This is a genomic window from Streptococcus sp. 27098_8_12, assembly GCF_041432115.1.
Taxonomy (GTDB): domain Bacteria; phylum Bacillota; class Bacilli; order Lactobacillales; family Streptococcaceae; genus Streptococcus; species Streptococcus parasanguinis_V.
The window spans coordinates 1-13,831 of record NZ_JAPVZA010000028.1 but is presented as its reverse complement, the minus strand read 5'-3'; the positions used below and the strand labels follow the sequence as shown (position 1 = coordinate 13,831).

The 13,831-nt window shown below is 42.2% G+C and carries 18 protein-coding genes, 1 tRNA gene and 2 pseudogenes; 16 read left to right on the top strand and 5 right to left on the bottom strand.

Annotated elements, in window-relative coordinates:
- The first annotated feature begins 260 nt into the window (after positions 1 to 260).
- Positions 261 to 1,025 carry a (S)-acetoin forming diacetyl reductase gene (locus tag O3629_RS09760; protein WP_003006860.1) on the top strand — a complete coding sequence of 255 codons (765 nt, stop codon included), beginning with the start codon at positions 261 to 263 and terminating at the stop codon, positions 1,023 to 1,025.
- A 49-nt stretch (positions 1,026 to 1,074) separates the two neighbouring features.
- On the opposite strand, the pseudogene O3629_RS09755 reads toward O3629_RS09760, so the two are convergent.
- A pseudogene (locus O3629_RS09755) lies at positions 1,075 to 1,422 on the bottom strand (SP_0198 family lipoprotein); the annotation flags it as partial.
- A 49-nt stretch (positions 1,423 to 1,471) separates the two neighbouring features.
- Here O3629_RS09755 and O3629_RS09750 point away from each other — a divergent pair.
- Positions 1,472 to 1,660, top strand: a complete 189-nt coding sequence (locus O3629_RS09750) for a hypothetical protein (RefSeq protein ID WP_371609123.1) — start codon at positions 1,472 to 1,474, stop codon at positions 1,658 to 1,660.
- On the opposite strand, the gene O3629_RS09745 is transcribed toward O3629_RS09750, so the two are convergent.
- The 3 genes from O3629_RS09745 to O3629_RS09735 form a co-directional block, all read right to left on the bottom strand.
- Positions 1,653 to 1,895, bottom strand: a complete 243-nt coding sequence (locus O3629_RS09745) for a type B 50S ribosomal protein L31 (protein WP_003016441.1) — start codon at positions 1,893 to 1,895, stop codon at positions 1,653 to 1,655. The genes O3629_RS09750 and O3629_RS09745 overlap by 8 nt on opposite strands.
- Before the next feature lie 161 nt (positions 1,896 to 2,056).
- Positions 2,057 to 2,641, bottom strand: a complete 585-nt coding sequence (locus tag O3629_RS09740; RefSeq protein WP_371609122.1) for a lantibiotic ABC transporter permease — start codon at positions 2,639 to 2,641, stop codon at positions 2,057 to 2,059.
- A gap of 96 nt (positions 2,642 to 2,737) precedes the next feature.
- On the bottom strand, positions 2,738 to 3,682 hold the full coding sequence (locus O3629_RS09735) for a bifunctional oligoribonuclease/PAP phosphatase NrnA (protein WP_371609121.1): 945 nt from the start codon (positions 3,680 to 3,682) through the stop codon (positions 2,738 to 2,740).
- A 127-nt stretch (positions 3,683 to 3,809) separates the two neighbouring features.
- On the opposite strand from O3629_RS09735, the gene O3629_RS09730 reads away from it, so the two are divergent.
- From O3629_RS09730 to O3629_RS09670, 13 genes and pseudogenes are all read left to right on the top strand, one after another.
- Positions 3,810 to 4,505: a hypothetical protein gene (locus O3629_RS09730; RefSeq protein WP_371609120.1), complete on the top strand. Its 696-nt coding sequence runs from the start codon at positions 3,810 to 3,812 to the stop codon at positions 4,503 to 4,505.
- A 152-nt stretch (positions 4,506 to 4,657) separates the two neighbouring features.
- A complete protein-coding gene (locus tag O3629_RS09725) occupies positions 4,658 to 5,101 on the top strand; it encodes a flavodoxin (protein WP_003007049.1) in 444 nt (147 codons plus the stop codon).
- A gap of 63 nt (positions 5,102 to 5,164) precedes the next feature.
- A complete protein-coding gene (locus O3629_RS09720; RefSeq protein ID WP_371609119.1) occupies positions 5,165 to 5,437 on the top strand; it encodes a chorismate mutase in 273 nt (90 codons plus the stop codon).
- On the top strand, positions 5,430 to 6,647 hold the full coding sequence (locus O3629_RS09715) for a chloride channel protein (RefSeq protein ID WP_223324783.1): 1,218 nt from the start codon (positions 5,430 to 5,432) through the stop codon (positions 6,645 to 6,647). Before O3629_RS09720 ends, O3629_RS09715 begins: the two co-directional genes overlap by 8 nt.
- Positions 6,648 to 6,770: 123 nt before the next feature.
- Positions 6,771 to 7,118 carry a 50S ribosomal protein L19 gene (rplS, locus tag O3629_RS09710; protein WP_021153086.1) on the top strand — a complete coding sequence of 116 codons (348 nt, stop codon included), beginning with the start codon at positions 6,771 to 6,773 and terminating at the stop codon, positions 7,116 to 7,118.
- Between the two features lie 43 nt (positions 7,119 to 7,161).
- Positions 7,162 to 7,233 (top strand) — tRNA-Arg (locus tag O3629_RS09705).
- 205 nt (positions 7,234 to 7,438) lie between these two features.
- Positions 7,439 to 7,672, top strand: a complete 234-nt coding sequence (locus tag O3629_RS09700) for an Imm74 family immunity protein (RefSeq protein ID WP_155167766.1) — start codon at positions 7,439 to 7,441, stop codon at positions 7,670 to 7,672.
- Positions 7,673 to 7,692: 20 nt separating this feature from the next.
- The gene (locus O3629_RS09695) at positions 7,693 to 8,247 is read left to right on the top strand and encodes a hypothetical protein (protein ID WP_070505644.1); all 555 of its coding nucleotides are present in this window, start codon (positions 7,693 to 7,695) and stop codon (positions 8,245 to 8,247) included.
- Between the two features lie 69 nt (positions 8,248 to 8,316).
- Complete coding sequence (locus O3629_RS09690; protein ID WP_371609118.1) at positions 8,317 to 8,739, top strand: hypothetical protein; 423 nt, start codon at positions 8,317 to 8,319, stop codon at positions 8,737 to 8,739.
- A gap of 15 nt (positions 8,740 to 8,754) precedes the next feature.
- Positions 8,755 to 9,087 (top strand): annotated as a pseudogene (locus O3629_RS09685) (hypothetical protein); the annotation flags it as partial.
- 41 nt (positions 9,088 to 9,128) lie between these two features.
- Positions 9,129 to 9,416 carry a hypothetical protein gene (locus tag O3629_RS09680; protein ID WP_241672467.1) on the top strand — a complete coding sequence of 96 codons (288 nt, stop codon included), beginning with the start codon at positions 9,129 to 9,131 and terminating at the stop codon, positions 9,414 to 9,416.
- Positions 9,417 to 9,688: 272 nt separating this feature from the next.
- On the top strand, positions 9,689 to 10,657 hold the full coding sequence (locus tag O3629_RS09675; RefSeq protein WP_371609117.1) for a DUF6287 domain-containing protein: 969 nt from the start codon (positions 9,689 to 9,691) through the stop codon (positions 10,655 to 10,657).
- A gap of 115 nt (positions 10,658 to 10,772) precedes the next feature.
- The gene (locus tag O3629_RS09670; RefSeq protein WP_371609116.1) at positions 10,773 to 11,585 is read left to right on the top strand and encodes a PrsW family glutamic-type intramembrane protease; all 813 of its coding nucleotides are present in this window, start codon (positions 10,773 to 10,775) and stop codon (positions 11,583 to 11,585) included.
- Between the two features lie 41 nt (positions 11,586 to 11,626).
- On the opposite strand, the gene mnmE is transcribed toward O3629_RS09670, so the two are convergent.
- On the bottom strand, positions 11,627 to 13,000 hold the full coding sequence (gene mnmE / locus O3629_RS09665) for a tRNA uridine-5-carboxymethylaminomethyl(34) synthesis GTPase MnmE (protein WP_049506297.1): 1,374 nt from the start codon (positions 12,998 to 13,000) through the stop codon (positions 11,627 to 11,629).
- A gap of 162 nt (positions 13,001 to 13,162) precedes the next feature.
- On the opposite strand from mnmE, the gene rpiA reads away from it, so the two are divergent.
- Positions 13,163 to 13,831, top strand: a 669-nt coding sequence (gene rpiA, locus O3629_RS09660; protein WP_371609115.1) for a ribose-5-phosphate isomerase RpiA, incomplete at its 3' end; no start/stop codon positions are given.

Here is a 13,831-nt window from a genome sequence, read left to right as displayed (position 1 = left end):
TGTAGTTTTTACAGAATAGAACAGTTATCTGTTTTGGTTAAAAGCCATATTCTATTTCACTTATCACTAAATAAAAATATCATATAAATGAACTTTTTTTAAAAAATAACAGGCCAGAGTTTGACACTTTTTTCACAAAGGAGTATACTGTTAGCATAGTTTTGTCGGATATTATAATAGATCCCATCAAAACTAGTTGTCAACCCTTGCTGTTCTGATAGGAACGTTTGCTGGTATCGTTGATACCAAGGAGGAATCATATGTCTAAAGTAGCTATTGTCACAGGTGCTGGTCAAGGAATCGGTTTTGCAATCGCAAAACGTTTGGTGCAAGATGGCTTCAAGGTCGGAGTATTGGACTACAATGCTGAAACAGCTGAAAAAGCAGTTGCTGAGTTGTCCGCAGAAAATGCTTTTGCGGTCGTTGCTGATGTATCCAAACAAGCAGAAGTAGCTGCAGCTTTCCAAAAAGTTGTTGACCATTTTGGAGATTTGAATGTTGTCGTGAACAATGCAGGTGTTGCGCCAACTACACCACTTGATACAATTACAGAAGAACAATTTACGCGTACATTTGCTATTAACGTTGGTGGCGTGATTTGGGGTGCTCAAGCTGCACAAGCTCAATTCAAAGCGCTTGGCCATGGCGGAAAAATCATCAATGCAACTTCACAAGCAGGGGTTGTAGGTAACCCTAACTTGACTGTTTATGGTGGTACTAAATTTGCAGTTCGTGGTATCACACAGACTTTGGCGCGTGACTTAGCGGATTCAGGAATCACTGTCAATGCTTATGCACCAGGTATCGTGAAGACTCCAATGATGTTTGACATTGCTCATGAAGTTGGTAAGAACGCAGGTAAAGATGACGAATGGGGTATGCAAACATTCGCTAAAGATATTACTCTCAAACGTCTTTCAGAACCTGAAGATGTAGCAGCAGCGGTCAGCTTCCTTGCTGGACCTGATTCAAACTACATCACAGGACAAACCATTATCGTAGATGGTGGGATGCAGTTCCATTAAGATAATAAATAGAGGTTGGGATCAACATCCTAACCTCTTATTTTTTATGCTATTTCGTTAATACAATGGTATCAGAAGGATCGCGATCGTCATCTTCAATAGTGAGTTGGTTACCTTCTAGTTTGTAATATTTGAGATCATCTCCCACAGTGAGAGTATGATTGTCGGAGTGAACGGTTACAGGCTTGCTTTCTTTCTCGCCATCCCTTTCAACCTCTTCCCATGTGCCCATCTTACCAGAGAGGGTCAGAGTGATCTGATCATTTTCATCAGTCCCTTTGTATGTACCGTCTAGATTTTCAGCTTGGCTAGCTGTTTGTGAACCTTTAGAGCTTGAAGTGCTCGAAGAAACCTGTTGTGAACTAGCAGAGTTTGCAGGTGTTTGAGCTGTCTGGTTCGAGCAGGCTACTTAAAGACCAAGAACTGCCAGTGAGGCAAGAGAAAGTGTGAGTTTTTTGGACAATGTCATCGGCTTGTCTCCTTTCTTTGATAATCCAAATATAGCAGAGGATAGAGGAGAAGACAATGAAAATGATTTTTCAGAAAAGGGAGAAAGAATTCTTTATATGTTCATCTTTTTAGATCAAAAAAACCACTCCCGAAAGGGAAGTGGTTCTGTGTTGGTTCTTATTTGAGACCGTATTTTTTGTTGAAACGATCCACACGTCCATCTGCTTGAGTGAACTTTTGACGCCCAGTGTAGAATGGGTGTGAGTCTGATGAAATTTCAACACGGATCAATGGGTAAGTTTCACCTTCGAATTCAACTGTTTCGCTAGAGTACTTAGTTGAACCGCTGAGGAACTTGTAACCAGTAGTAGTGTCCATGAAGACAACAGGGCGATATTCTGGATGGATATCTTTTTTCATTTTGCAATATTTCCTTTCTGCCATGGTCTCTTTCCGAGCCATAGATTGTTACTAAGCTAGTGTACCAAATTTCCAGGATCTTGACAAGTATTTTCACTAATTTTATTTAAATTAATGATCAAAAAAATCACCCTGGCTAAGCCAAGGTGAATCTAATCTTATTATTGTTCAGATTGATTTGGATCTTTTGGTGCTTCCACTGGTTGATCAGCTTGTCCCTCAGTGTGTTCGTGTGTTTCTTTTTTGATTTCATCTACAGCAGTTTTAACAGTAGAAGTTGTCACGCGTCCAACAGATTGGGCAAATCCTTTACCAGATTCAGCAAGTTCTTCAAATGTTCCTTTAGTGATTTTACCACCTGACATCGCCAAGAGACCAGTCACAACAATAGCGATGGATGCGATCAAAGCAAGGATCAAACCAAAGCCCATTGAAACGCCATAGCCATTGAAATTAGCAGCGTACTTATTCACACCGAAGACATCAATCAATGTTACAACAGTTGAGAGAGCCCCAGATACGATAACACCAATTGCAAAACCTTTTGGAAGTGAAGATTTTACATCATTCAAGCATGCAAGGACAATCGCAACGACTGCGAAGATAATAACGAACCATCCATCTCCGCGAAGACCATTCCAGCTGTATGAACCAAAAGCACCAGCATTCAGGCTTGCCCATGGCAAGAAAGAGCTAAGAATCGCTACCGCAGCAGAGATAATGATAAACAACCGATTTTTTTCCATAATAAGTCTCCTTAAAAATTTTATTAGCTTTATTTTACCATAAGAAGGAGCAATTGAAAACCCCATGACCAAGATATAAAGGCTGAGAAATCGTTCTCAGCCTTCGTTCGTGCGAGCCACTTCTTGTAGCTCTTTGTAGATTTGGTCGTTTTCTTCGAGGGAGTAGGAGTTGGCTCCACTCGCTAGTGGATGGCCACCACCATTATGACGTTTGGCAATTTCGTTGATCACTTTTCGTTTGCTACGCATCCGGACACGGAAGTGACCGTCGGCCTGCTCGACAAAGATAGCCCAAACAGACACGGTATCAATGCGCCCAGGAGCACCAACAATTGCTGCAGTCTCGGAATCACGTAGATCGAATTTTTTTAAGAGCTCTTGTGTCAATGTAACACGCGCAGCGCCATGTTCATCGATCTCAAGATGGTCATAGACATAGCCTTGAAGCTTAGCTGTCTTAAGGTTGATCGTATCCATCTGCCGAGCAAGTGCTGTAAAATCAAAGGGAATGCTTCGAAGAGTTGCAGCGATCTCAAAGGTCCGAGTCGAAGTAGCAGGATAAAGGAAGCGACCAGTATCGCCGACAATCCCAGCATACAGGAGACGAGCAGCACTAACAGGAAGTTCGAGATCCAATTCTTTTGTAAAAAGTGCAATTAACTCACTGGTAGAGCTAGACTCAGTATCAACCCAAAGCAGATCCCCATAAGCATCGTCATTTGGGTGGTGGTCGATCTTAATCAGGAAATCACCATTCGTATAGCGCTTGTCATCGATGCGGGGAGTATTGGCCGTATCACAGACAATCACCAAAGCTCCAGCATAGTCCTCATCGCTGACAGTATCCATCTCAGCAAGCCAAGTCAAGGTCGGTTCATCATAGCCAGTTGCCAAGACCCGCTTTTGAGGGAAGTGCGCACGCAGGATATCCCGCAAGCCCACCTGGCTACCAATCGCATCCGGATCCGGATTCTGATGACGGTGGATAATAATCGTGTCATAAGCTTGAATCTTTTCAAGAATTTCATTCATTACGTTCATACATTACCTCATTTTCTCTGTCAATTTTAACATAAGAAAGGTCCATCCAGCAAGCATTTATCACTAATTAGGAGCTGTGGAAGCGGTTTTACAGAAGTTCATTATTTTGGTAGAATGGATGAATATGATGAAAGAAATTAAAAAGAGACGATTCAGTTCGAAAGTCTTTCTAGTTGTTTTGATTCTTGTAGTTGTTGCTGGAATTTTCATAGTTGTTCAAAGAGGTAAGATTAAAGAAGATTCAAAATCGATACTAGAAAAACAACGTTTTATTGTTGTGGATAGAGCGGAATATGAAAATTCTTATCGATTTAATTTTGAGAATGGCTATGATTTAAAGAGTAATAATTTTTATAGTATAACTCAGGTAGTTGAAAAAAATGGGAAGATGTATGATGGTAGTTCAGATGAAAAGCCTGATGACAGATATCATTTATTCTTATACCAAAATGTCACTTCCGCAATTCTGAATTTAAAGGTTTCAAAAGATGAGATCGAACAATCAAACTTTATCATTGAGCGAGATCCGAAATCTCTAATCACAAAATCACTAGTGAAAGGAAAAATGACACCTGAATTTGAGGCTAGAGTTTTAGATAAAACTGACCAATTTTCCAAAGTTCGGATCACCTATAATCAAAATTATTTACCGATCAAACTTGAATGGTATTTTAAAGGGAAAGATGGGTTGAAGTGGTACACCTGGAGCCGTTTTTCATATCCATATAAGACTGAATCTGAATTTAATAAAAAACTAGATGAAGAAATCCAGCGTATCAAAGATATTGAAGAGGAACACGAAGCGGAAGGAAGGGATGGATAGAAGAAACCTATCAATAGAAGAAAACGAGGGCGATTAGGTTGAATCGGTCCAATTCTTGAAACGTGTCCCTTCTTTCACCTTATCGGGAAAGGTTTCGTGCAAAATGCTTGAAAAAGTGGTATAATACGGGAAATAGCTTTTGGGAGGAAATTATGACTGTAGCGAAGATTGTTTTTGCTAGTATGACTGGAAATACTGAAGAAATTGCTGATATCGTAGCGGACAAATTCCGTGATCTTGGTGTCGAAGTAGATGTGGATGAGTGTACAACTGTGGATGCGGAGGACTTCCTTGATGCAGATATCGCAGTGGTAGCGACTTATACTTACGGTGATGGAGAGCTTCCAGATGAGATCCAAGATTTCTACGAAGATTTGGCTGGCCTTGATCTTAAAGGCAAACTTTACGGTGTGGTAGGATCAGGTGATACCTTCTACGATGAATTCTGTAAAGCAGTTGATGATTTCGACCGTTGCTTCGCTGCGACTGGTGCTGAAAAAGGCTCTGAGTGCGTCAAAGTTGATTTGTCTGCAGAAGACGAAGACATTGAAAAATTAGAAGCCTTTGCAGAAGAACTCGTAGCAAAAGCAAATTAATGACAAAGAGGCTGGATAGATGGATTACAGCCTCGATTTATATCCAAAATAAAGAGGAGACACATGGATTTAGATCAGATTCGTAAGGACATTGACCAGATCGATCAAGAGCTTGTAGCCTTGCTGGAAAAACGGATGGTTTGTGTCAGTCAGATTGTAGAATATAAGGAGCAGCAGGGCCTACCTGTGCTCGATCAAGGAAGGGAGAGAGAAGTGCTTGAGAAAGTCGGGTCTCTCGTGATGGATGAGCAGTATCGTGCGACCATTCAAGCTCAGTTTCAAGATATGATGAAGCGCTCGAGAGACTTCCAAGAGGAGGTGAGGGCGCGTGACTAGTCTATCCATCAAGCAAAAAGCACAACAGTATCTAGTGCTGACTATTATGGCCCTCTTCATCGGTCTCTTGGTTGGTGCTATTGATATGATCTTTGGTCAAGGATTGCTTATGATCGGGGATTTCCGAAGCCAGCATTGGCCCTTAATTCTTTTTCTGGCTATAGCAGGGCTTGTCATCGTTTATCTTTATAAACGTTTTGGTGGGAAGGCTTCAAAAGGGATGGGATTGATCTTTGATGTCGGGCATGAGCGTGAGGAGGAAATCCCCTTGATCTTGGTGCCTTTGATCATGCTGACGACCTGGATGAGCCACCTCTTCGGTGGTTCGGTTGGTCGGGAAGGCGTAGCGGTCCAGATCGGAGCAACCCTTTCGCATCGTTTTGCCCGTTATTTCCAGTTTCAAGATGCTTCGCGCATCTTTCTCATGACCGGGATGGCAGCCGGTTTTGCGGGGCTCTTTCAGACGCCACTGGCAGCAACCTTCTTTGCCCTGGAAGTCTTGACAGTTGGGGAGTTGCAGTTGATTGCTCTCTATCCAGCCCTCATCGCCTCGATCGTGGCGAGCTTTACCTCTCATACCCTTGGTTTAGAGAAATTTGCTGTGCCACTAAGAGAAACGCTGAGCTGGACACCAGAGACCTTGATCAAAGTTGCCCTTCTTGGCTTGGCGTTTGGCCTCGCTGGGAAGCTCTTTGCAGTTAGCCTTTCCTGGTTGAAAAAAACAGTCGCGAAAGTACTGCCTAATCCGTATATCCGAATCGCGGTCATTGGGGCTGGACTCAGCTTGATCCTCTTGACTCTCCAGCTGACCAAGGTCGGCTCTTATAGCGGACTCGGAACCAATCTGATTGATATGGCATTTCATCAAGGAAGTGCGCAGAGTTATGACTGGATCCTCAAGCTCCTCTTTACCGTGGTGACCATCTCGGCTGGGTACCAAGGAGGAGAAGTGACACCGCTCTTTGCGATCGGAGCTACACTTGGCGTTTTTCTCGCTCCTCTGCTGGGCTTACCCGTCTTAGTGGTGGCTGCTATCGGTTATGCCAGTGTCTTTGGTAGTGCGACCACGACCTTGCTCGCACCGATCTTGATCGGAGGAGAAGTCTTTGGCTATGCCAACCTTCCTTTCTTTGTGATCGCCTGCGCCATCGCCTATTGCCTACCAAAAGAGTGGAGCATTTATTCCGGCCAAAAAGTTGCAAAAAAGTAGAGAAAAGAGCTTTACAAACCTGAAAATATCTGATATGATAGTTTCTGTGCGTAATGGAAGCACAAAAATACAGTTTATCCGCTGAGGGAGGTCCCTCAAGATTGACGAAGATAGGAGAATAAAATGAATCCATTAATCCAAAGCTTGACTGAAGGTCAACTTCGTACTGATATCCCTGCATTCCGTCCTGGTGACACTGTTCGTGTACACGCGAAAGTTGTCGAAGGATCTCGTGAACGTATCCAGATCTTTGAAGGCGTTGTTATCGCTCGTAAAGGTCAAGGACACACTGAAATGTACACTGTTCGTAAAATCTCTAACGGTGTCGGTGTTGAACGTACATTCCCAGTACACACTCCACGTGTAGACAAGATTGAAGTTGTACGTTACGGTAAAGTACGTCGTGCGAAATTGTACTACCTTCGTGCATTGCAAGGTAAAGCAGCTCGTATTAAAGAAATCCGTCGTTAAGACGAACAAGGAGGCGGGAGTGATCTCGCTTCTTTTTTTATAAGTCCCCTTAGTTCAATGGATATAACAACTCCCTCCTAAGGAGTAGTTGCTGGTTCGATTCCGGCAGGGGACAATATAGATAAGTAAAACACTGATTCGCCAGTGTTTTTTTTTTGGTTTATACAAGGATGGATCTTAGGGAAAGTTCTTGTATGGTATAATAGTGGAAAAAGAGACACTGAATTTTAAGGTAGTCCTACCTTTTTTGAATACCAAATTAAAAAAATTATGAGTGCTCTAAAAGTTTAATCTGAAAGGGATATAAGAAAAGTGAGAAAATGAAAATTTCTGGTACAAAGTCTATCATCACATTTGACTATGAAAATGGTTATGTTTTAAAAGCAAAGGGAGAATTGTTAACCAATGGAAGTTTTACTGCATATAGGTCAAGTATACAGAATTGGGAGCCACCATACAACCACATTCGTATCACAGAGAGCGAGATAGATAAACTTGTTGAGGAAGTGGATTCCATGATGACTGAGCAAACAATACAGATCGAATTTATCTGAGTTAGAGTAGGAGAAGGATGATGAGAATCGATTACAGTGAACAGATGGTCACATGGGAGTGGGATGGTTGTGTAATAAAGATAGAACTACCAGATATCATTCATGCGGAATATAATAAAAATGAGAACATTGTTATCGTCTATAGTGGAGAAAACTTTGTAAGTAAAATCATTTTCTACTTTAGCTTAGAAGGAAAATTGTTAGGGCAACAAAATCTACTAGAAGGAACCGTAGATTGGAATCATAATGGTCAACACCAGATTGTTTTTCATCATTTACATCATCTTCGCTTTAGCCCTAAATATCAGCGTATCTTCAGTATATTTCGCTCATCAAGTGACTTTGGACTCCCTTCAGAATTAGAGATTTATAATTTAGAAGGTGAGAAAATTGACCAAATTGAATCTCCTGCAGGGTTTACTATGCTATATATTTCTGAGATAAGTAAGAAGAAACTGAGAATTGTATGCGAGGCTCTTAAAGAAGATTCCTTTGATAAATTTGGTCGAAGTGATTTCTATTTTAATTTGGAGTTAGAAACTAGAAAATGGGTAAAAGATGGCATTGCCTATTGAGGAGGAGAAAAAGAAGCCTGATTTTATGATATTCTGGTTGAGAAAATAACTTGCACTAGGAGAATACAAATGAAACCAACAAAACTAGAATGGGAAGATGTTACCAAGTTTGAAGAGGTAAAAGGATACGGGAAGTTAATTTGGAAAAATGAGGATAAATATTTTTTAGTTTCAGAAGAGGGAACTGTGGCTTCTTGGTTAGCAGTCTATGATTTACCCCAAGAATTATTCTCTCTATTAGATAGTGGAGAGAGATCACTACTCGAAGTATCTTGGAAGATTAAACACGATTCTTGGCCACCGACGGAAGAAGAAAAGAAGGCTAGTGAGAAACAATTTGTATTAAAAGGCTTAACTCCTTTAATAGCTAATCCTAAGAGTTGGGAATTATTTACTCAGGAAGAGCTTGAGACATTAATTCCACTTGCTGAACAAAAATGGATTGACTGGAGAGGCAAACTTCCAGATGATTATGTGTCACCATTGAAATAGACAAAAAGAAATAGTATGACAACAGAAATTCAACAATACAAAAATTGTACGGTATTAAAAAACAATAATGATTATCAGATTCTGTGGAGTAGAGGGAAAGAAGTGCTTAACTTTCCCATTAGCCAAAAATTAGCAGAACGTGTTTCAAAATCAGAAAAAGATGCTTTAGAAGTAATGTTTTATTGTGAACATCATCGTTGGCCAAAGAAAGATGAGTTAGATGATTATAATCATTCCAATACGATTGTACATAGAGGCGATGGATTTGTTGTATATGAAACAGATGGTTATTACGAAATTAGCTTCTTTAAAGAAGTTGGAGGAGCTATGGTCCCAAAACTATTTTTTGTATGATATAACATAATATTTTAAAAATGAAAGGGCTTTCTATGGAAAATGATGTGTTTTTTGATTATTTTTTAAAATCACTTAGGTTTCATTTGGGTGATACGTGTAAGGATATTGGATTTATAGAGTTTTTTAAAGATGAAAATAATTGTTTTATTACTATAGAGGATTATGTTTTGGAATCATTTGTAATATTGTCAAATATTTTGAGTCAGAAGAGGATTGTGTTTTCTTGTGGAATTATTTATAGTAAGGGGGTAGTTACTGGAGTAGAAATATATATGAATGTATCAGAGTTAGAAAGATTAAATAAATTGTTTAAAATATAGTTTTGAAGCATATTAAAAAAATAAGGGAAACTGTCTATGTAGGATGTGTGGAGTTGATAGTATCAATGTTTCCTTGTTTTAGAGCTGTGTTCTTTCGAATGATCCCAAAACAAGAAAAACAAAAAATGATGGTCTAGGAGCTCGATACATTGAACTTCTATTTCTTTAGAAATTCAAATAATAATTTTACAGACTTTTATGCCCCCTCCTCTTTTTCTTTGACTCTCCTTTCTTATTTTTCTAAAATAGTAGGTGTGTGAAGGGAGATTGATATGAAAAAAGGTTTTTTGATTGTGCTTTCTGCTTTGGTCTTGGCTTCGTGTGGTCGTCCTCAGAGGACGGTGATGCCTAAGAGTTCGGATACCAAGCAGACAAGCACTGAAGAAAAGAAACAATCTGGCATGGACTTGAAAGCCATCAAGGCTAAGGACTACTCGAGTATCAAGGGAACTTGGATTGATGGTCGTGGCAATGAGCTGGTCTTTGATGACAAGGGCTTGGTCAGCGAGGATGTTGAGCTTGATGCATCGAGCTTTAAGCAGAAGGACCAGATCGCAGAGATGACGGTCAGTGCCAAGTCGGGTGTTGGAGGATACGGTCTCTTGCTCCTTCCAAAAGGTCAGAAAGCTGGCAAAGATGATGCTTCGGATAAGTCCAAGGATCGGATCTGGGCTGGTCAGTCACCGGCATATGGCGATAATGACAATTTCTACTATCGCAAGAAAGAGCAGCCGAAAGATCGGGAACAAGCTGATACAGACGATAGCAGTAGTCCCTCTAAGATGAGTAAGGCCAAGAAGTGGAATACTCGCTCGGATGGTGAGGTCAAGTCTTCGAAGAAGGCAGACCAGAATGATTATCCAGGCTACACCTCTGCTCAGGTTGAAGTTGCTCGTGTCTGGGCTTATGTGATCAAGTCTGTACCGACAGAATTGAGTATTAATGAAAAGAGTGCTGGTACAAAAATTTACTTTGGTGGGTTAGGAGTTGACTATCCTAAAGATGTTCGTCAGTTGTTTACACCTATTTCTGCAGAAGGTCATGTAACTTATGCATCCAACGGTGATGGGACGGTGACGATCTATCCTGTACCGAGCCACTGGCAACAGTCTGCGGATGAGCTCAATAGTGAGGAGTTTATGACGCAATTTACCCAAGGAATCTTGGATCATGCGGAGACGGTGACTTTGCCAGATGGGGATCCAGATATGATTCGTCAGATTCTTGCCGTACTGAAGTAAAATCTGAATTTGAGGGCTCAGTTTATTGTTTTTTTAAGCTGATCCTGTTACAATGATACTACACGGAAAAGACTGGTCCTCCAGCCTTTTTCATTTCACCATAGAAAGGTCTTTTATGAAACGCAAATCGATTTTGTTTCTCTATATACTCTTGCTAGCGATCGGGCTGGCCTATGAGACCCAGTCACTGACAGAAGGCTGGATGTCTGGTAGTCAGTACGGGATTGTGGGACTTTCTACCCTCATCCTTTTGGTTTATGCACTTCCTGCTGTTTGGGCTCTCTTTCATTTTGCTAAGAAGTGGAAGTTGTCATGGGTACCGGTGCTCTTTTCTCTACTAGGTGGAGGCTTTGTTGCCGGTTGGTTGTCTAGCTTTGCCAATACCTATTTCCATGACATGATTCAAGCGATCGCTCCAAATAGCGACTTTTGGAACCAGTACGAGAGTGCCATCGCTGCGCCACTCTTTGAGGAACCCTTTAAGTTGATTCCAATCTTCTTTGTCCTCTATTTGTTCAGTGTCCGTCGCATCAAGTCGATCTTCCTCTTGGCGATTGCCTCTGGTCTTGGTTTCCAGATCGTGGAGGACTTTGCCTATATCCGTCAGGATATGCCGGAAGGTTTCTCTTACACGGTGTCAGGGATTCTTGGTCGTGTGGCCAATGCACCCATGTCTCACTGGGTCTACACAGGTCTTGTTATGCTAGGGCTCTTCTTGATTGTCCAAGCAAGCAGAGGACGCAAGGATCTAGCTCTAGCAGGCTGGGGATATTTAGTAGCTGGGTTTGGACTTCATTTTGTTGGCAATTCACCTTTCTCACAAATCGTGACCGAGTTGCCGATTGCGATTCCAGTCTTGAATGCTACTGGGCTCTTCCTGATCTACCAAGCGTATCAGACCGTCGAGCGATTAGAACAAGCAAAATAAAACAAAAAAATGCGTATGTTTGCACACATACGCATTTTTTGTTATTTTCCAAGACAGAACTGGCTGAAGAGTTGGGTGATGAGCTCATCTGGAGCAGCATCCCCTGTGATTTCTCCGAGGATTTCCCAGGTGCGGGTGAGGTCGACTTGAAGCAGGTCTACCGGCATACCGAGGGCCAAGCCTTCGTTGACCGCTTGCAGGCTTTCAACAGCTTTCTCGATGAGAGAGATGTGACGAGCATTAGAAAGATAAGTCGCATCTTGCTCAACCAGCCCAGCATTTTCGAAGAAGAGGGCGTTGATCCGGTCTTCAATTTGATCGATGTTTTGGTTTTTCAGAACGGAAATCTTGATATGATCTTCCGGCAGTTGGTCGATTTCGATCTTCTCTGGGAGATCGACCTTATTGAGGAGAATGATGCGGTTGCTATCTTGAGAGATTTCAAGGAGTTGGCGATCTTGGTCGGTCAAGGGTTCGCTAGCATTGAGGACGAGGAGGACCAAATCAGCTTCCTTGAGGGCTTTTTTCGACCGTTCGACACCAATTTGCTCAACGATGTCTTCGGTCTCACGGATTCCGGCCGTATCGACTAGTTTGAGGGGAACACCGTTGATGTTGACGTATTCTTCGATAACGTCACGGGTTGTTCCTTCGATATCGGTCACGATAGCTTTTTCTTCGCGAAGAAGATTATTGAGGAGGCTGGACTTGCCGACGTTTGGTCGACCGATGATAGCAGTAGAGATCCCTTCACGCAAGATCTTACCGCGACGGGCAGTCTTGAGGAGGTTGGTCAAGAGGGCTTCAAATTCACGGGTCTTTTCACGGATGATCTCAGTGGTTGCTTCTTCGACATCATCGTACTCAGGATAGTCGATATTGACTTCGACCTGGGCCAGGGTATTGAGGATCTCTTGGCGCGTGTTGTTGATGAGGTCAGACAGGGAACCGTCCAACTGTTTGACGGCAATGTTCATAGCCTTGTCGGTCTTGGCGCGAATAATATCCATGACGGCCTCAGCCTGGGTTAAATCGACCCGACCGTTCAGAAAGGCCCGCTTGGTAAACTCACCAGGTTCAGCTAATCGAGCTCCTTCGCGGATGACCAATTGTAGTATTTCATTGGTTACGGCAATCCCGCCGTGGGTATTGATCTCGATGATGTCCTCACGGGTGAAGGTTTTCGGCGAGCGCATGGCCCCCACCATGACTTCGTCGAGAATCTCGTCCTTATCTGGATCCACGATATGACCGTAGTTGAGCGTGTGGCTCGCTACCTTGCTTAAATCTTTCCCCTTGAAGATCTTTTGTGCAATGGCAAAGCTGTCGGTTCCGCTCAAGCGGACGATCCCGATCGCCCCCTCACCGAGAGGAGTCGAGATGGCAGCGATGGTATCAAATTCTTTAGTAATCATGTCATTTCTCTTTTCCTGTAGATTCATCTCTATTCTATCGTAAAGTCAGCGGACGGGCAAGGTTTTGCTTTTAGAACTAAAAGATGGAAAGGTTTTCAAATAATTAGTGAAATCTCTTTCAGAATATGCTATACTGTAATAGAATATAAAAGGAGGTCTATGATGGTAAACCTAAAAGAACAGGTAGGAATTAAAGCGGCTGAGTTTGTCAAAGACGGCATGATTGTCGGTCTCGGTACAGGGTCAACTGCTTATTATTTTGTGGCTGAATTGGGTCGTCGCATCAAAGAAGAAGGCTTGCAGATCACAGCTGTCACAACGTCGAGTGTGACCTATGATCAGGCTGAAAGTTTAGGCATCCCGCTTAAGGCTATCGACGATGTCGAAGTGGTCGATGTGACAGTGGATGGCGCAGATGAAGTGGATCCTCAATTAAACGGGATTAAAGGGGGCGGTGGGGCTCTCCTCATGGAAAAGATCGTCGCAACCAATTCAAAAGATTGCATTTGGATCGTGGATGAATCCAAACAAGTCGCAACTCTTGGGGCTTTCAAACTTCCAGTGGAAGTAGTGCAATACGGAGCTGAAAATCTCTTCCGTCACTTTGAGCAAAAAGGTTACCATCCTGCTTTCCGTATCGCGGATGACCAACGTTTTGTCACCGACCAAGGTAACTTTATCATTGACTTGGATCTCAAGGTGATCGAGGATGCAGATGCTCTAGCCAATGAACTGGATCATACCGTAGGCGTCGTAGAGCACGGTTTATTCTTGAACATGATTTCAAAAGTGATTGTAGGGACACCAGATGGCCCTGTCATCATTGAAAAA